This window comes from Acidisoma sp. (genome assembly GCF_035492295.1).
Classification (GTDB): domain Bacteria; phylum Pseudomonadota; class Alphaproteobacteria; order Acetobacterales; family Acetobacteraceae; genus Acidisoma.
This window is the reverse complement of sequence record NZ_DATJJK010000167.1, coordinates 1-17,481: the sequence shown is the minus strand read 5'-3', so window position 1 is coordinate 17,481 and position 17,481 is coordinate 1. Positions and strand designations below refer to the sequence as shown.

At 64.3% G+C, this 17,481-nt stretch carries 13 protein-coding genes; 8 read left to right on the top strand and 5 right to left on the bottom strand.

Annotated elements, in window-relative coordinates; all coding sequences use genetic code 11:
* The first annotated feature begins 385 nt into the window (after positions 1-385).
* From VL752_RS11985 to VL752_RS11960, 6 genes are all read left to right on the top strand, one after another.
* On the top strand, positions 386-1,321 hold the full coding sequence (locus tag VL752_RS11985) for a Bug family tripartite tricarboxylate transporter substrate binding protein (protein ID WP_325355470.1): 936 nt from the start codon (positions 386-388) through the stop codon (positions 1,319-1,321).
* Positions 1,322-1,548: 227 nt separating this feature from the next.
* On the top strand, positions 1,549-2,418 hold the full coding sequence (locus VL752_RS11980; RefSeq protein WP_325355468.1) for an S-methyl-5'-thioadenosine phosphorylase: 870 nt from the start codon (positions 1,549-1,551) through the stop codon (positions 2,416-2,418).
* A 183-nt stretch (positions 2,419-2,601) separates the two neighbouring features.
* Positions 2,602-3,279 carry a MarC family protein gene (locus tag VL752_RS11975; RefSeq protein ID WP_325355466.1) on the top strand — a complete coding sequence of 226 codons (678 nt, stop codon included), beginning with the start codon at positions 2,602-2,604 and terminating at the stop codon, positions 3,277-3,279.
* A 51-nt stretch (positions 3,280-3,330) separates the two neighbouring features.
* Positions 3,331-3,816 carry a MarR family winged helix-turn-helix transcriptional regulator gene (locus tag VL752_RS11970; protein WP_325355464.1) on the top strand — a complete coding sequence of 162 codons (486 nt, stop codon included), beginning with the start codon at positions 3,331-3,333 and terminating at the stop codon, positions 3,814-3,816.
* Positions 3,816-4,931, top strand: a complete 1,116-nt coding sequence (locus tag VL752_RS11965) for an HlyD family secretion protein (protein WP_325355462.1) — start codon at positions 3,816-3,818, stop codon at positions 4,929-4,931. The genes VL752_RS11970 and VL752_RS11965 overlap by 1 nt, the downstream gene beginning before the upstream one ends.
* An 80-nt stretch (positions 4,932-5,011) precedes the next feature.
* Positions 5,012-6,526, top strand: a complete 1,515-nt coding sequence (locus VL752_RS11960; RefSeq protein WP_325355460.1) for a DHA2 family efflux MFS transporter permease subunit — start codon at positions 5,012-5,014, stop codon at positions 6,524-6,526.
* Between the two features lie 3 nt (positions 6,527-6,529).
* Here VL752_RS11960 and VL752_RS11955 read toward each other — a convergent pair whose 3' ends face one another.
* The 5 genes from VL752_RS11955 to VL752_RS11935 form a co-directional block, all read right to left on the bottom strand.
* Complete coding sequence (locus VL752_RS11955) at positions 6,530-7,345, bottom strand: YgfZ/GcvT domain-containing protein (RefSeq protein WP_325355458.1); 816 nt, start codon at positions 7,343-7,345, stop codon at positions 6,530-6,532.
* Between the two features lie 40 nt (positions 7,346-7,385).
* Positions 7,386-11,012, bottom strand: a complete 3,627-nt coding sequence (locus tag VL752_RS11950; RefSeq protein WP_325355456.1) for a glycosyltransferase — start codon at positions 11,010-11,012, stop codon at positions 7,386-7,388.
* Positions 11,013-11,024: 12 nt separating this feature from the next.
* A complete protein-coding gene (locus tag VL752_RS11945; RefSeq protein WP_325355454.1) occupies positions 11,025-14,531 on the bottom strand; it encodes a glycosyltransferase in 3,507 nt (1,168 codons plus the stop codon).
* A gap of 129 nt (positions 14,532-14,660) precedes the next feature.
* Positions 14,661-15,185: a chromate transporter gene (locus VL752_RS11940; protein ID WP_325355452.1), complete on the bottom strand. Its 525-nt coding sequence runs from the start codon at positions 15,183-15,185 to the stop codon at positions 14,661-14,663.
* Positions 15,182-15,745, bottom strand: a complete 564-nt coding sequence (locus tag VL752_RS11935) for a chromate transporter (RefSeq protein WP_325355450.1) — start codon at positions 15,743-15,745, stop codon at positions 15,182-15,184. Before VL752_RS11935 ends, VL752_RS11940 begins: the two co-directional genes overlap by 4 nt.
* A 68-nt stretch (positions 15,746-15,813) precedes the next feature.
* Between VL752_RS11935 and VL752_RS11930 the strand changes: the two genes are divergently transcribed.
* Positions 15,814-16,818, top strand: a complete 1,005-nt coding sequence (locus VL752_RS11930) for an aldo/keto reductase (RefSeq protein ID WP_325355448.1) — start codon at positions 15,814-15,816, stop codon at positions 16,816-16,818.
* Positions 16,819-16,913: 95 nt separating this feature from the next.
* Positions 16,914-17,312, top strand: coding sequence for a hypothetical protein (locus VL752_RS11925; RefSeq protein WP_325355446.1), 399 nt, complete (start codon positions 16,914-16,916; stop codon positions 17,310-17,312).
* Positions 17,313-17,481: the final 169 nt, after the last annotated feature.

Genomic DNA, 17,481 nt, shown 5'->3' with positions numbered 1-17,481 from the left:
GATTGCTCTCGTCCCACGTGCGCGTATCTCAAACCGTCATCCCCGCGCAAAGGCTTTGCCTTTGTCGCTGGAGGTGCGAGCGGAGCGAGCCTCGAAGGATGCACGGCCCGGCTGGTGGCCGTCGATCCTTCGAGACGCGCGTTCCGCGCTCCTCAGGATGACGGGACTGTTGCAAAGCGGTTATGCTAAGCGAAGCGACGCACCCACCTCATTCCAAAGTCATAGGCCATGCGGCAGTTCGCGGCTTGAACTCACCCGCATTCTGGGCACAATGACGCGAGCCCGCCGCTTCGCACGTTTTGCCAAGCCGAACAAATAGATAGGGAAGAAACACGTGGGACAGATTGTTAAAACCACGGCTGCAATCGCGGCCCTGCTGCTGAGCATGCCGGCCTTTGCCGGCTGGGAGCCGAGCAAGCCGGTCGAAATCGTGGTCGCGGCCGGTGCCGGCGGCGCGTCAGACCAGATGGCGCGCATGATGCAGGCGGCGATCCAGAAGAACAATCTGATGAAGCAGCCGATGGTGGTGTCGCTGAAGGGCGGCGCGTCGGGTGCGGAAGCGCTGATGTACATGAAGTCCAGCGAGGGTGATCCCAACAAGGTGCTGATCGCCTATTCGCTGATCTACATGCTGCCGCTGTCGGCCAAGATTCCGTTCAACTGGCGCGACCTCACCCCGGTGTCGGTGATCGCACTCGACCAGTTCGTGCTGTGGGACAACGCCTCCGGTCCGAAGACCGTGAAGGAGTTCATCGCTGCCGCGAAGGCGGCGAGCGCGCCGTTCAAGATGGGCGGCACGGGCTCCAAGCGCGAGGATCACGTTCTGACCGTCTTCATGGAGCAGAAGACCGGCGCAAAGTTCTCCTACCTGCCGTACAAGTCCGGCGGCGAGGCCGCGACCCAGCTGGTCGGCGGCCACACCGAGTCCAACGTCAACAATCCCAGCGAGAACCTCGAAGTCTGGCGCGCCGGACAGGTTCGCGCGCTCTGCGTGTTCGACAAGGAGCGCATCTCCTACAAGACCAAGGTCACCGACACGCAATCCTGGAACGACATCCCGACCTGCAAGGAGGAGGGGCTCGACGTGCAGTATCTGATGCTGCGCGCGATGTTCCTGCCGGGCAAGGTCACGCAGGAGCAGCAGGCGTTCTATGTCGACCTGTTTCAGAAGGTGACGCAGACGGCTGAATACAAGGACTACATGGAGAAGCAGGCGCTGAAGCCGATCTTCCTCACCGGCAAGGACATGGTCGAGTTCCTCGAGGATGACGACAAGCAGAATGCCTCGCTGATGAATGCGGCAGGGTTCGTCGCAAAATAGCGGATTCGCCGTCATTCCGGGGCGATGCGAAGCAGCGAACCCGGAATCTCGAGATTCCGGGTTCACCCTTCGGGTGCCTGGGCCGGCTGCTTTCCTGTTAGCTTGGAATTGCCTTGCAAGTGACAGCCGCGCAGTGATTACTGCGCCGCAGTATGGCCGAACGTCCGGCGAGCCCGATCGGGCTGGGTCACCCCTCCGTCGCCGTTGCGGGACCGTGAGGAGCGATCATGACCAAAGCCGTGTTGGGGATCATCGGTGGATCCGGCATCTACGATCTGCCGGGGCTGGAAAATGTTCGCGAGGAGGCGATCACCAGCCCCTGGGGCGAGCCGTCCGCGCCGCTCCGACGCGGCGAGATGGCGGGACTCCCGATCGTGTTCCTGCCGCGCCACGGCCATGGACACGCGCTGTCGCCGTCCGACATCAACTATCGCGCCAATGTCGATGTGCTGAAGCGGGCGGGGGTCACGGACCTCGTCGCGCTGTCCGCGTGCGGTTCGTTCAAGGAAGAGCTGCCGCCGGGCACTTTTGTATTGGTCGACCAGTTCGTCGATCGCACCCACAAGCGCGAGAGCTCGTTCTTCGGCAAGGGCTGCGTCGCGCATGTCTCGATGGCGCATCCGGTGTCGCCGTTGCTCGCCAAGCATCTCGCTGCCGCTTCCGAGGCCGAGCGCATCGCGTTCGCGCGTGGCGGCACCTATCTCTGCATGGAGGGGCCGCAATTCTCCTCGCTCGCCGAAAGCCTGACCTACAAGGCGCAGGGCTACTCGGTGATCGGCATGACCAACATGCCGGAAGCCAAGCTCGCCCGCGAGGCGGAGATTTGTTACGCCTCAGTCGCCATGGTGACCGACTATGATTGCTGGCACGAGGACCATGACGCGGTAACTGTGGATGCCGTCATCAAGGTGCTGCTCGGCAATGCCGACAAGGCGCGCAACCTGGTGAAGGCGGTGCTGCCGAAAATCGGCAGCGCGCGGGGCCCTTGCCCCGCGGGCTGCGACCGCGCCCTGGAATATGCGCTGATCACCGCCCCGGAGGCGCGTGACCCGGCCATGTTGGCGAAACTGCAAGCAGTCGCCGGCCGCGTGCTCTAAAAAGGCAAGTAAGGAAAGGAAACGCTACTTTTTGTGAACAAAAAGTAGCAAAAAAACTTTGTTATTTTGGGCCGTGCTGGTTTCAACGCCGCCGGCCCAGCGTCGATAAAAGTTTTTGCGGCGCTTTTTTCAAAAAGCGCCCGCTTTCTTCTCTCTAACACCCTCATGCTCTAGGGTCAGGCCATGATTTTCCAAGGCGCCCTCGGGGCATTTCTGCTGGCCTTTCCGGCGCTGTTCTCCATCGTCAACCCGCTGGGCGGTTCCATCATCTTTCACGAGGTGACGGCGCTGCAGGAACATGAGCGGCGCATTGCCCTGGCGAAGCGGGTCGCGATCTATTCCGCTCTGGTCATGCTTGTGGCGCTTTGGGCCGGCACCTATATTCTGAGCTTCTTCGGCATATCGCTGAATGCGCTGCGTATCGCCGGCGGCATCGTCGTCGGCACCCGCGCCTATGAAATGCTCTCCGCGCCGGACAGCAATTCGGCCCGCAAGCAGGAAGAGGCGAAGCCGGTCAGCGAGGCCGCCACCGAAGATCTGGCCGGGTACGCGTTCTTCCCGCTGACCCTGCCCTTCACCACCGGGCCCGGGACGATCGCGGTCGCGGTCTCGCTCGGCACCGAGCGGCCGGGAACGTTCGCCGCCACGGCCGCCTTCTATACCGGGGTTAGCCTGGCGGCGCTGGCGATGGCCATGATCATCTGGGCCTCCTACAGCACGGCAGAACATCTGGCCGCTGTGCTCGGCAAATCCGGCCGGAGTGTCGTTTCGCGCATCGCCGCGTTCCTGCTCCTGGGCATCGGCGTGCAGATCGCCTTGTCGGGGATCATTCCGGTCCTGCACAGTACGCTGGCCAGATAGACGGAATCCACGCGGCTAAAAATAATAAGCAGGCTTATTATATGTTCCGCTATGGGACAAGACTTCGACTGTGATCTCTTTCTGCTCCTCCACGACGTCGCGCGGCTGATTCGCGTCGAGGCCGATAAGCGCGCGCGCACTCAGGGCATGACCCGGGCGCAATGGGTGCTGCTGCTGCGGCTCTCCTACCGCCCCGGCCTTAGCCAGAAGGAGGCCGCCGACCTGTTGGAGGTGGAGCCGATCACGGTGGCCCGGCTGGTGGACCGGCTGGTCGCGCTCGGCATGGTCGAACGCCGGGCGGACATGCAGGACCGGCGGATCTGGCGGCTGCATCTGCGGCCCGCCGCCACTGCCATGCTGGATGAGATCAGCCGGCAGCGCGCCGCCGTGGCCGATTTTGTCGGGGCCGGACTGTCCGCCGAAACCCGCGCCACCATGGTGCAAGGGCTGCAGCGCATGAAGGCCAATCTGCTGCTTGCCCCCGAGCAAAACGCACCGCGGGAACAACCCGCGGAAACAATGAAGGAGACGGGGTAATGTCGCAAACGAACACGGTCGCCCGGGACCAACCGGCCGCGCGGCCCGGTGCCGCGGCACCGGGCGAAACCTCGCAGCGACAGGCCAGGCGCACCAGCCTCCTGCGTCCCATCCTGATGCTTGGCGGAACCTTGGCCCTGGCCTTGGGCGTGCTGCTGTTCTGGCTGCAGGGCGGCCAATATGTCTCCTCCGACGACAGCTATGTCGAAGCGGCGAAAGTTTCGCTCTCCACCGACGTGTCCGGGCTGGTCGGCAAAGTCTACGTCCATGACAACCAGCATGTGCAGGCCGGCGAGACATTGTTCAGCCTCGACCCGGCCAATTTCGGCATTGCGGTGGCCAATGCCCGGGCCCAGCTTGCCCAGGCGGTGCTGGACATCAACGCCGCCAAGCGCGGCTATGCCGAGGCGCTGGCGCAGATCGCCGCGCAGCACGCCCAGCTCGCGGAGGACCAGACCAATCTGCAACGCTACGCCGCGGTGGTGGGCAATGGCGGCGTGACGCGCGCCACCTACGATAACGCCCGCTACACCGTGCAGGCATCCCAGGCCCAGCTCGCGCAGCTCGAAGCCGCCGCCGGATTGCAGCTTGCCAAGCTGAGCGGCGATGCGGACACCCCGGTCGAGCAGATGCCGGAATACCGGACCGCGCTCGCCGCGCTGAACAGCGCCCTGGTGGCGCAGCGGCACAGCGTCGTCCACGCCCCCTTCTCGGGCTATGTCACGAATGTCGACCAGTTGCAGCCGGGCATGTACCTCTCCGCCGGCACCGCCGCCTTCGGGCTGGTCTCCGATGACCATATCTGGGTCACTGCCCAGCCCAAGGAGGACGAGCTCACCTGGGTGCGCCTCGGCCAGCCGGTGTCGATCAGCGACGACACCTATCCGGGCCAGACCTGGCGCGGCGTGGTGGAGAGCCTGAGCCCGGCCAGCGGTTCGGAATTCTCTCTCCTGCCGGCGCAAAACTCCTCCGGCAACTGGGTGAAGGTGGTGCAGCGCATCCCTGTCCGGATCAAAGTCCTGCGCAAGGAGGGCGACCCACCGTTGCGCGCGGGCATGAGCGTGATCGCCGACATCGACACCGGGCACAAGCGCTCCTGGCGGGACTTATTCTAATAAACAAGCGCGCCTGGGGAGATCTGTTCTAATAGGGCTCCATGGAGCCCCAGTCCTCCTCTGATCGAGTGCCGCATCGGTTGATCATCACCCTCTGCACAGTGGGTGCGACGCTCATGCAGGCGCTGGATCAGACGATCGCCAATGTGGCGCTGCCCTATATGCAGGGCAGTCTGTCGGCGACCTATGACGAGATCACCTGGGTTCTGACCTCCTACATCACCGCTGCCGCCATCATGACCGCTCCGGTCGGCTGGCTCGCCGCCCGGTTTGGCCGCAAATACCTTTTCATCACCTGCCTAATTGGGTTCACGATCACCTCCATGATGTGCGGAGCGGCACAGTCGCTCTCGCAGATGGTCATCTTCCGATTGCTGCAGGGTGTGTTCGGCGCGGCGCTGGTGCCGCTGTCGCAATCGACGATGATGGACATCTACCCCGCGGAGCAGCGCGGGAAAGCGATGGCGATCTGGGGCATCGGCGTGATGGTGGGGCCAATCCTCGGCCCAACCCTCGGCGGCTACCTGACGGAGATGTACAACTGGCGCTTCGTCTTCTACATTAACCTGCCGTTTGGCATTCTGGCGACGTTGGGCCTGCTGTTCTTCATGCCCCGGTCGTTCGGCAATTTCAGCCTGAAGTTCGATTGGATCGGCTTCGCGGTGCTGTCGCTGGGCATCGGCGGCCTGCAGATGATGCTCGATCGCGGCCAGAACCAGGACTGGTTCACCTCGCGGGAGATCATTACGGAGGCGGTGCTGGGCGGTCTCGGGGTCTACCTCTTCATCATCCACATGCTGACGGCAAAGAAGCCGTTCATCCCGCCGCTGCTGTTCCTCGACAGGAATTTCGCCGCCGGGCTGTCGCTGATGTTCACCACCGGAACGGTGCTGGTATCGAGCTCGTCGCTGATGGCGCCGTGGCTGCAGAACCTGGCGAACTATCCGGTGGAGGCCGCCGGTCTGATCATGGCGCCGCGGGGCATCGGCACGATGGCGGCGATGATGCTCAGTGGGCGGCTGTCCAACAAGTTGGATCCCCGCTGGCTGATGGCGGCCGGAATCTTCGCGTTGTCCTGGTCAATGCACGAGATGACGAGTTGGACTCCCGACATCGCGCAATGGCGGATCATCATGGTTATCATGGTGCAAGGCTGCGGTCTGGGCCTTGTGTTCCTGCCGTTGCAGGTCCTGGCCTTCGCCACCCTGCCATCCCAATATCGGACGGACGGCGCGTCGCTGTTCAGCCTGTTCCGCAACATCGGGGCGGCGATCGGCGTTTCGGTGACCTCGTCGCTTCTGGCGCACAACACGCAGGTGCTGCATGAGCAGATCGGCTCATACGTCAACCCGTTCAATCGAGCGCTTCAGACCGGCGGGGCGGTCGCCCAGCACTGGAACCCGGCGACGGTGCATGGCGCGTCCGTTCTCGACCAGATGGTCAATCAGCAGGCCCAGATCATCGCTTATATCAACGACTATCGCCTGATGGTGTTCACCACCCTGTCGTCGCTGGCCTTGCTGGTGTTCATGCGGCGGCCGAGATACGACGCGAAGGCGCCTGCACCCGATGCCGCCCACGCGGCGCTCGACTGACCGTCAGGTCTGCGTCGCCGGCAGCCTCATCCAATCCGGCACGCGCGGTGTGAGCTTGGCGTCACCACAGGTCAGCCGGCTTTCCATCGCGTCCAGGCGCAACGTGGCCAGGCCGAGACCGTCCCTGGCCGAGCGCATGGTACCGACTTCGATTCCGTCGCGCAGGATCGGGCTGCCAGGCTCCGGCAGAGGACCTTCGATGGTAACCGGCACGAGGCGGCGCTTGATCAGGCCGCGGTATTTGGTGCGGGCGGTCAGTTCCTGGCCCATGTAGCAGCCCTTCGACCAGGATACGCCGTTGAGTTCGTCGAACCCGGCCTCCAGCAGGACGCTGCGATCCGTTTCCATGTCCTTGGACCCGTCGGGCAGTCCGGCGGACAAACGATAACGGTCCCATTGTTCCGGCGTCGCGGTCGTCGGTTCTGGGGAGCCTGTTACCTTGCGCCAGGCAAAGTCCGGCAACCTGGGGTCCGGGACAAATCCCTGGTCTGCCGCCGGCTTGCCGCCCCAGGCGACCTGCACCGTCATCTCCGGCTCCGGTTGCAGGGTCACCCGCAAGCGTAGACGATAGCGAGACAGCCGTTTCGCCAGATCTTCCATTTGCTGGCGCTCGCAATCCACCAGCAGGCGGGAGCCGTCATCAATGATGAAGAAATCCGCCAGCCATTTCCCCTGGGGCGTCAGGAACGCGGCCCAGATGGGGTGGCCTGGGCGCACGGCCGCCACATCGTTGGACACAAGTCCTTGCAGAAAGGCCACGCGGTCATCGCCCTCTATGGCGATGACGCCGCGATCCGGTAGGGACGTGATCGAGATCATGCCGAATAGTTGGCCTTCACCCGGTTGGGCGCAATAGGCGTTAGGCGTCCGCGGATGCCCCGGTCATCCTCAGGGCGCGTTCGATCGCCGTCCGGCGCTGCTTCTTCATGCTCGCCAGTGTCCCGCGTTCCAGGAAGGCGGCGCGCGAGCGGTTATAGCCGGCACGCCGGAGCGCCTGGTCACGGATCACGCTGCCGATTGCCGCATACCACGCATCCGCTCGGTTCGGCACGAGGCAGCCGGCTGGACCGTCCGCGATCGACCCTCGATAGGCCGGAACATCGGAGGCGAGGACGTAGAGCCCCAGCGCGGCATAATTCAGCACCTTGAAGTCCGAGGCGTATCGGTTCGCGGGGGCATCCACCATCGGCGCCAGCCCGATATGCCAGGCCGGCCTGTGTTCGGTGAGCCAATGAATAAAGGCCGGATGCGAGCGGACGGATTGCCGCGACATCGGCGGACGCCGGATCAGGCCCCCCAGCGAAGGGTTGCCGTTCATGCCGATCACGTCGATGACGAGCCTGGCCGCGTATTCCGCCTGCAGCCGGTTCAGGGCCGGCTCGATGAGTTCGTAATCCCGGCCGTGGCGGATGCTGCCCATGCACAGCACTCGCACGGGATCGGGCCAGAACGGGGCGCGGGGCGGGTTGGCGTCCCACAGCCGTTCATCGAGGCGGGTGTCCAGAACCTCGGTGTCGGATCGGATACCGGCCACGCGATTTGCCAGGCGGCGGTTGGCGATCCAGACAGCATCGGCTTCGCGCAGCATGTGGCGCACGACGTCGGCATCGCGCTCATGCCGGTGCGCTTCCGGATCGCCGCGCGTGACATGGACAAGGTCCTCGTCGAGGTCGTAGGCCAGCGCCGCGCCGATGTCTCGCGCGTGGCGGATGAGCCGGTCGGCGGATTCGCGGTTTGAGAAGGCCAGCCGATGGGTGACGATCAGGTCGCCGGAGAACCGCGTGATGGTTTCGGGGTCGGCCAGGACGATTTCGTGGTCATGCCCGGCCGCGTGGTCCAGTGGCAGCAGCAGACGCTGGAAGGCGCCTACGGTGGGTTGATCCTTGTCCTGGCGCTCCGGCACTATGACGATTTTCCGCCGCACGGACCGCACGCGCGCCGTGGGGCGGAGATAGGACGTTTCGTAGAAATCCGTCGGAACAAGTGCACGGCGTGGAGCAATGCGGTTATTGGGAGAGGCATACCGACCTCTCAACGTCATGGCGGGCGAAGGCCCACCATCCATGCCTTTATCGCCATCGGTACCGCGAGGCGTGGACGGCGGGCCTTCGCCCACCATGACGGTTGGAGACGTCGAGGTAACATAAGGGGCCGTTCTCTCGCTTCCGGCGCTGAGCGGCCTTGGCGCGGCAGGTGCTTTCGACGGAGCCCGCAGGGCCTCCCGCACCTGCTCGAACACCTGAAGCCAGTCCTCGGTCGTGGCGCGATGATCGACCAGCCAGGTGTTCGGGCGTCCGGCCAGGCGTTCCGGAAAAGACCCAAGGTCGGTGGCGACGATCGGCACGCCGGTTTGGATGGCCGTGCTCAGGGTATAGCTGAACGTCTCCGGGCAGGTGGACGGCAGCCAGATCACGTGTGGCTTGGCCTGCTTCAGCAGGCGCGGCAGATCGGCATCGGCATAGCGGCCGGTCTGGCGGATAAGCGGCAACGCGTCAGCAGGGAAATGCGGCTCCACATGCCCGATCAGGTGGATCGACAGCGCGGCCCCGGCGGCTTCGGCGACCGACGCCACGACATGCGCACCCTTGTGGTCCGCCAGCACACCCAGCAGGACAACGCGCAAGGCTTGGCCTGCGAGTTTGGGCAGGTTCACGCGCCAGGTCGGTTCCAACTGCGTTTCATGTGGAACCACCACCGCCTTGCCGTCCAGACCGTACCGGCCAAGCCGAGCGGCAACGTCCGCGCTGGGACAGATGACGCGGTCGGCTTCGGTGAACTGCCACGCCCGTTCGCCGCGCCAGGAAATGATGTCGCGCGCAGCGTTCGGGTTATTCTCGGCGATGCAAGCCGAGCAGACGCCGGGACCTGGTTCGTTGCAATAGATACCGTCAGGCCATTTCAGGAAGGTCAATTGCGGGCACACTGCGTAATAGTCGTGCACCGTAACGTCGAAAGGCACATCCAGGCGGTGGATCAGCCGCCTTATGTCCATATCGACATCCAGCAGGTGATGGATATGCGCTCGGCTGATATTCATAGAGCGCAGCACATTCACCAGATCGTCGATCCGCCCAGGCGCCAGCACCAGGGATGGCCGCGCCTGGCGGCCTTCGCAGTAGAGGGTCATGACCCGATCGCCGCCTTCCAGCGACAGGATATCCGCCACCCCACGATAGCGCTCGATCAGGTTGTCGATATGCCGCCGAACACCGCCGCGCATGTGGTGCGAGATCATCAGGATCACCGGACGCCGCGCGCTTCGGACCAGCGCGGCGTGCAGCGAAAACAGGAACGGCTCGCAGTTTTCCAGTGATGCTTTGACCCGTGTGGTGAAGTCGGGATAGCGCAAGAGGATCGCCTTCGACTCACCGGCCGGCCGCACGTCAGATGATTGTGGAACGAAACAATCCAGCGCGAGCCGGTTGCGCCAGCCACGCTGGCTGGCCCGCTGGCAGAAATCGGTCAGGGTGGTTTCATCCGGGAAGGAACCTGCGTCCAAGCCCCCCACGGCGCCCAGTGCCGCCAGCTTGAAATACACGCAGGCCCCAGTCGTCCCCGGTATGTCCACCGTCCGCCCGGCATTCGCCTCCCGGCAGATCGCATCGGCCCGTTCGGGGGGCATGTCGTCGGGCAGATCCGTGAGATGCGCGCGCGCCGCACCGGCAAATCCGACCTGCTGGCTCATCGCGCAGACGCTGGCGATATCGGCATCGGCATGGGCGTGACCGGCGAGGCGCACCAGCCATCCTGGCGGCACGGTCCGCGCACCATTCAGCAGGACGACGTCGTGGCCCTCGGCGTCCTGCATCCCGCGATTGGCGGAGGCGGCGAAACCCAGGCCGCGGCGGTTACGGATCAGGTGGATCTGCCCGTCCGCGGCCAGCTGGTCGAGCCAGGTGGTCATGGCGGCGTCGGTCGAGGCGTCATCGACAACGATCAGGCGCGCCATCGGCAGTTGGCGGTCCGTCATGACCGATGTCAGGCAGGAACTCACCCGCTCGAAATCGTTGCGCACCGGCACGACCACATCAGCGAATATGCCCTGGGGTAGCGTGGGGCAGGCGGCGTGGGACGGCAGATAATCCCCGATATTCAGGGTTTTTTCCGTCGGGTAACCAGCGGCGAAGCCGACCCGGAGGTGATAGATTAGCGGGTTGCCGGCGGCTTCCGGATGCTGGCTCACATACCAGGCAGCATCGAAATTCGGATGCGGCCGGCGCAGCGATTGGGCGCCAAGCTCCATGTAGTGCTTCAGCGGATGGTAGCCGCTGGCCGACACGTCCGGATGGTTTTCCAGATACCAAGCGCCGTCGAAGAAGCGGTTGGGATCACGCTGCTCCGTCAGGCCAAAGCGGATAAAGTGCAGCAACGGATCGAGGTCCGCCGCCGCAATATCGGGATAGCGCGCTACATACCACGCTCGATCGAACAACTGCTCGAACATCGGCAGCAGAACAGCTTCTTCATCTTTGGGAAGTGCGGCCATGGCGGACGGGCTTTATGCGGCCGAGACGGTGATGGGTGCACCGGCGTGCAAGAGCTTGCACAGCGCGTCTCGCCTGATATGGGCGGACTTCAGCAGGCTGGCCTGATCGGCGAACGCGCAGCGGGCCGCCGCCATCATCCGTCCGCGAGTCATGGCGTCGCGCACAAGGCTGTCCAGCGCCGCATACCAGGCTTCGGGCGTGTTCGGCACCAGCCGCCCGGCCGGCCCGTCGGCGATGCTGCCGCGATAGACGTCGGTATCAGATGCAACGATAGCAAGCCCGAGGGCCGCATAGTCCATGGCCTTGATCGACGACTTGCAGGCGTTGAACGGCGTCTCCAACAGCGGGGCGAGGCCGATATGCCAGGGCGGCTCGATGGAGGTCAGCCAGTGCACGAAGCTTGGATACGACCCCGCCGCGTGGCGCGGCGGCCCGATCCGCAACAGCCCCTTCGGCAGGTCCGATCGGCTCGTCATGCCCAGGATCTCGACGACGACGCGTTCGTCGTATTCCACCTTCAGCCGTTTCAGCGCGGGAAGGATCAGATCGAAGTCGTGCTCATGCGACGTCGTTCCCATAGCCAGGATGCGCACCGGCGATTCGCGTGATGGCGAGGTGGCAGACCGAGCGGCCCAGATCCGCTCATCCAGCCGGTTTTCGATCAGCTCGGCGTCGGGACGCAGTGTCTTGAGACTGCGCGCGAGCGCTGGGGTCGAGACCCAGATCGTGTCGGCCAGCATCACCATGTCACGGACGACCTTGGCGAGTGGCAGAAGCTCCCGCGCGTCGGGGTGGTCCTTTGGCACGTTGAGCAGATCGTCGTCGAGGTCATAGACCAGTTTGGCGCCGATCTTCCGAGCGTGGTCGGTCAAACGCTTCGCGCTGGCGCTGTCGGGTATGGCATAGCGCTGGGTCAGGATGATATCGGCCGGCTGGTCCAGGACCGTTTCGCTATCCGCCAACGCTACATCGAAATCACCGGTGATGGCGGGATGGGAGAACGGCTGGATCAGGCGGATGTAGCCGCAGGGCGTCGGCGCGCCGATATCGAAACGTTCCGGCATGATCACCAGGCGTGGTCTGGCTCCCCGCCGCACGGGTTTGCGTGCCGGGCGAAGGTACCGGTCGGCATAGAAGTCCTCGACCGGCGGGCGACGTACCGGGCGGGGGCGCGAAGCCCGCAGCGCGGTCGCGATCGTTTCGAAAAGGTCTACCCAGCCTTGCGGCGTGATGGCGACATCTGCCAGCCAGGTCAGCGGTCTGCCGTTCAGCCGTTCAGGAAACGAACCAAGACGTGGGGCCGCAATCGCGACGCCGGCGTCGATCGCCGCGGTCAAGGTGTAGCTGTAGGTCTCCGGCCAGCTCATCGGGAACCAGATGACGTGCGGGTCGATGGCCTTGATCAGGTCCGGCAAGTCGGCGTCGACATATTCGCCGGTGACCTTCAGGCGGCGTCTCGCCTCCGCCGGGAAATTGCCGTCGATATGGCCGATCAGGTGAAGATCGATGGTGCGTCCCCCGGCGAGGACTGCCAGGGCGGCGACTGCCGGAGCGCCTTTGTGCGGCACCAGCGTGCCCAGGATGGCGACCCGCAGACGCTCGCCCTTGACCAGCCTGGGTGGTGTGATGCGCCAGTTGCCGCCGGCAGCCGGCTCATGCGGAGCAATGATGGCGCGCTCCGCCAGGCCGTATCGTTGCAAACGAGCCAGGACATCCGCGCTGGGGCACAGCACCCGGTCGGCATCACGAAAGATCCAGGAATGCTCCATGCGCCAGGTGACGATGTCACGCGCGCCGTGCGAGGCGCAGTGGGCAATGCAGGTGTTGCAGCCGGCGATGTCGGGCTCGCCGCAGTAAAGACTGTGCCGCCACGGCAGCAGGTTGATCTGCGGGCAGAGCGGGAAATAGTCGTGGATCGTTACGTCGAATGGGACACCCAGACGATGGACAAGCCGCTGGATATCAAGGTCGATCCCCAGCAGGTGATGGATGTGCATGCGCGACACAGCCATCGAGCGCAGCAGGCGCACGAGGTCATCCAGCCCCTCGGCCGGAACATCCAATGTCGGGTGGCCGGGCAGGGAGGGCACGGACAGCGTGCCGCCACGGTCGGTTCCTTCCAGTAGCAGCAGATGCGCCTCCTTCCCCAAGCGCTCGGTCAGCAGTTCGATGTGGCGCCGGACGCCGCCGCCCAGGCTGTGCGTCACCATCAGTATGACGGGACGCTTCGAGACGCGGAACAGTTCGGCGGTGAGGGCGAAACGAAACGGGTTGACTTCACCCCGACCGACATGGCGCGCGATGGTTCGGGTGTAGTCGGGGAAGCGCCGCAGGATCGTCTCGGTCGCGCGCTTCATCAGCGCCTCGGCTTTTGCCCCGAAGCTGACCGATCCTTCATGGTAGACGAACGTGTCGCAGGCGAGACGGTGGCTCCAGCCCAGTTGCGCCGCACGCAGGCAGAAATCGTTCTCCTCGCCGTAACCGAGGCCAAAGCGTTCGGCATCGAAGAGGCCGGTGGCGTCGAGCGCGGCCCGCCGTATATACATGCAATAGCCGACCGTCGTCGGCACATCGACGAAGCGGCCCGCGTTGGCGGCGTGGCACGCCGCATCCATCGTTTCGACAGGCAGGCCGAACGCGATCGGTCCACCGTCGTTGTGCGGATAACTGCAAATCGTTGCGTTGTTGGAAAACGGCGAGACCGATGCGATCTTCGGGGCCGCATAGGCGTGGTTCGCCAGCCGTTCCAGCCATCCGGGCGGCACCAAGGTATCGCTGTTCAGCAGCACCACGTCGTTGCGGCCGGCTTCTGCCATGCCGGCATTGACGGAGCGGACGAAACCAAGATTGCGTGCGTTGCGGACGAGATGGATCGACTTTTTGGCGGCAAGCCTGAGCAGCCATTTGACCAGGGCCGGCTCCGGCGAACGGTCTTCCACGACAATGATACGGCCAAGCGGCCCGGCCGTATTGGCGAGCACAGAGTCGATGCAGCGCCGCGTTTCCGCAAGGCCACGATAGACCGGGATCACGACATCCACGTGTGGCCGCGGGATATGCTTCCCCCGCGTGCGTTTCGCAGGACCAGGCGCCGCCGGCAGGTAATCGGCGATGTCGATCGGCTGCTCTGTCAGGTAGCCTCGGCTCAGGCCGGTCTGGATATGGTAGAGTAACGGATTGGCCGCCGCTTCCGGATGCTGCTCCACATACCACGCCGCATCGAAGCGCGGGTGCGGATTGCGCAGTTCGGCCGCACCGGACAGCAGGTAGTGGATCAGAGGATTGGCGCGGCTGGCGCCGACATCCGGGTAATGCTCGATATACCAGGCGCCACGGAAAAACGGGTTGGGTTCCCGCCATTCCTCGACCCCGTGGCCCAGGAAGTGCGCCAGCGGTGTCAGCTTCGCCGCGATCACGTCCGGATAGCGTTGCGCATACCACTCGGCGTCGAAAATGGCGGTCAGCAGTGGGATCAGATCTGTTCCGCCGGAGGCCGCAGAACGCGGTTCCGTTGCCATTCAGGATCGGTACGGTCGACGTGCCAATTGATGGATGCCCCGTATGGCATCACCCGTACACGCAGCCATTTTGGCTGAAATTCTCATGAAGGTCTCAAGCGTGGGTTGTAAACCCTATACGCTCACCCGCTACCTCGCAGCAAGCAGCATTGCAGCCGCGCCACCCGCCAAAAGCAGCAGCGGATTGATCTCTGTAAAGCTGAACAGCACCGTGCTGACGGCTGTCACCACCCATGCCTTCCAGTCGTGCTCGGTCTGGCGCATCAGCGCGAGCCCGCTGGCAAAGGTCAGCCCGACAGCGACCGGCGCCAGCGCACGCTCCACCATCTGCCGCCATGCCGAGGCCGCTGCGCGATGCCAGAAGCGGGCGATGACGTGCACCGCAATGGAGGACGGTGCGAACATCGCCACGAAGGATACCATCGCGCCCGCCAGCCCGGCCGCCTTCAGCCCGATCATGACGACGATCAACGATCCTGGCCCCGGCTGGGCGCGGGAGATCGCGAACATGTCGAGGAACTCTTTGGCCGTAACCCAGTGATACTGATCGACTGAGGCCCGCTGCATGTCGGGCAGCACGCCGGACCCACCGCCGAAGGCAAGCAGCGAGAGGCCGCCGAACAGCAGCGCCAGCCGCGTCAGCGTCTGGATCATCGTGCCCGCACGATCCAGGTCAGCAACAAGCTGATGGGCATCATCACCATCAGCACATGCACCAGCGAATAGCCCAGCAAACCGATCAAAACGGTGATAACCGTCATGACCCCGATCGGCACGACACCTCGAATGTTGTGCCGGCCCAATCGCACGCCGGTGCCCAGGCTCAGGCCGATCGCCACGGCCCCCATGCCCTCCAGCGCGGCCCCGACCCACACCCCGCTCGGTTGCCCCTGGCTGTGCAGGTAGAGATAGCCGGTGACCAGCACGATCAGCACCGGAGGCATGGTCAGGCCGAGGAAGCAGGCCAGAGCACCGCCGACCCCGCGCATCTGCGTGCCGATGAAGACGGCAAGGTTGACGTTGGTCGCTCCCGGAATGAGCTGGGACAGGGCGTAGCCGGACAGGAACTGCTTGTCGTCCATCCAGCGGCGCTTCTGCACGATCTCCTGCCGCGTCCAGGCGGCCAGCCCGCCGCCGAAGGCCGCAAGCCCGATCTTCGCGAAACTGCCGAACAAAGCGGAAAGCCCCGGCTGCCGGGTTGATTGATTCTCCATGCGGCTATTCAATCCTGTCTGGAGCGGGGTGTCCAAGCGCCGCGGTGGCGACAGTGGGAGGATGGCACATGGATTATCGATCCCTTGGACGTAGCGGCCTGCGGGTCTCGCCCCTGTGTCTCGGCACCATGATGTTCGGCGGCCCGACCGACGAGCCGACCGCGGTTCGGATTGTCGACCGTGCTCGGGATCAAGGGGTGAACTTCATCGATACGGCCGACGGCTACACCGGCGGGAAGTCGGAGGAAGTGACCGGCCGCACGATCCGGGAGCATCGAAGCTGGTGGGTCCTGGCGACGAAATGCGCCAACCCGACCGGGGCCGGGCCAAACGCGCGCGGTGTATCGCGGCGGCATGTGCAGCACGCGGTGGAAGGGAGCCTGCGCCGGCTGGGGGTGAGCGAAATCGACATCCTCTATCTGCACAAGGAAGACCATGCAACTCCGCTGTCGGAAACGGTGCATGCTTTGGCTGACCTGATCCGCGCAGGCAAGATCCGCTACTTCGGGGTGTCGAATTATCGAAGCTGGCGGGTGGCGGAGATCTGCCACCTGTGCGACGAGGCCGGCATTGACCGTCCGATCGTCAGCCAACCCCTGTACAACGCGCTGAACCGGGAGGTAGAGACGGAGCATCTGCCGGCCTGCGGGTTCTATGGGTTGGGGGTGGTGCCCTACAGCCCACTCGCGCGTGGGGTGCTGACCGGGAAATACCGCAGCGATGAGCCGCCGGCGGCCGATACTCGGGCAGGGCGGAAGGATCGGCGCATGCTGGAATCCGAGTGGCGCCCCGAAAGCCTGCTCATCGCGCGCCAGATTGCGGACCATGCACGGGCGAAGGGCATGACGCCAGGTCAGTTCGCATTTGCTTGGGTGCTGAATAACCGGTTCGTCACGGCCGCGATCGGCGGCCCACGGACGGAGGAACAGTGGGAGGATTACGTCAGCGCGCTGTCTTTTCGGCTGGACGCGGGGGACGAGGCGTTCATCAACGAACTGGTGTCGCCCGGTCATCCCTCGACGCCTGGCTACAATGATCCGTCCTATCCGATCGAGGGACGCATTCCGCGCTGAAAGAGCGAGTAATCCCATAGGCTGTCATCGGGATGTCGCTTGACCCTTATGGCGAGCGGTCGCCACGTTTGCCGCGTCCGTTTGGAAGGCAGACGATGGCCCATCACCACTATGACATGCACCTGCGCCACCCCGATGGCAGCGCACGGGGAACGAAGCGGCACGTCTCGGCAACGGTCGTGAGGGTGTTTCCAGGCGATCGCATTTCCACCGATGGGGCCGAACACCAGCATATCTGGATCGACGACCTCCGAGCGCTGGACGACGGTTCCGACTACACGGCTGACGTCTTCGTCGCTATCCGGATCACCAATGGCGGTATCGGCGAAGACATCCCGTTTCAGGTGGACACACAGGTCGAATTGCAGGGCATGTTCATTCCGGCTTTGGAAGCCGATCCAGGTCCGGACAATCCGCATCTTGCCGTGATGCATTTCGTGCACGCCCCGGTGGGCTTCATACGATACGAAGACAAAACGTACGACCGCGGCTGATGCGGGCTGGTTCTGCTTGGTGGAAGACTCGTCCGAGGCAGTGATATTCCTGTCATGGCTCGGCTCGACCGGGCCATCTTCCCCTGGTGAGCCGACGGGTGAAACGAGTCTCCACGGCCTGGGATGGCCCGGTCAAGCCGCATGCGCGCTAACTTAAGGCGCGCACTCC

What these genes read in the sequence shown, in the direction of transcription:
- VL752_RS11935 (WP_325355450.1), bottom strand. Translation starts at nt 15,745, where the DNA reads ATGGAGAATCAATCAACCCGGCAGCCGGGGCTTTCCGCTTTGTTCGGC.
- VL752_RS11930 (WP_325355448.1), top strand. Translation starts at nt 15,814, where the DNA reads ATGGATTATCGATCCCTTGGACGTAGCGGCCTGCGGGTCTCGCCCCTG.
- VL752_RS11975 (WP_325355466.1), top strand. Translation starts at nt 2,602, where the DNA reads ATGATTTTCCAAGGCGCCCTCGGGGCATTTCTGCTGGCCTTTCCGGCG.
- VL752_RS11945 (WP_325355454.1), bottom strand. Translation starts at nt 14,531, where the DNA reads ATGGCAACGGAACCGCGTTCTGCGGCCTCCGGCGGAACAGATCTGATC.
- VL752_RS11985 (WP_325355470.1), top strand. Translation starts at nt 386, where the DNA reads ATGCCGGCCTTTGCCGGCTGGGAGCCGAGCAAGCCGGTCGAAATCGTG.
- VL752_RS11980 (WP_325355468.1), top strand. Translation starts at nt 1,549, where the DNA reads ATGACCAAAGCCGTGTTGGGGATCATCGGTGGATCCGGCATCTACGAT.
- VL752_RS11940 (WP_325355452.1), bottom strand. Translation starts at nt 15,185, where the DNA reads ATGATCCAGACGCTGACGCGGCTGGCGCTGCTGTTCGGCGGCCTCTCG.
- VL752_RS11950 (WP_325355456.1), bottom strand. Translation starts at nt 11,012, where the DNA reads ATGGCCGCACTTCCCAAAGATGAAGAAGCTGTTCTGCTGCCGATGTTC.
- VL752_RS11970 (WP_325355464.1), top strand. Translation starts at nt 3,331, where the DNA reads ATGGGACAAGACTTCGACTGTGATCTCTTTCTGCTCCTCCACGACGTC.
- VL752_RS11925 (WP_325355446.1), top strand. Translation starts at nt 16,914, where the DNA reads ATGGCCCATCACCACTATGACATGCACCTGCGCCACCCCGATGGCAGC.
- VL752_RS11965 (WP_325355462.1), top strand. Translation starts at nt 3,816, where the DNA reads ATGTCGCAAACGAACACGGTCGCCCGGGACCAACCGGCCGCGCGGCCC.
- VL752_RS11955 (WP_325355458.1), bottom strand. Translation starts at nt 7,345, where the DNA reads ATGATCTCGATCACGTCCCTACCGGATCGCGGCGTCATCGCCATAGAG.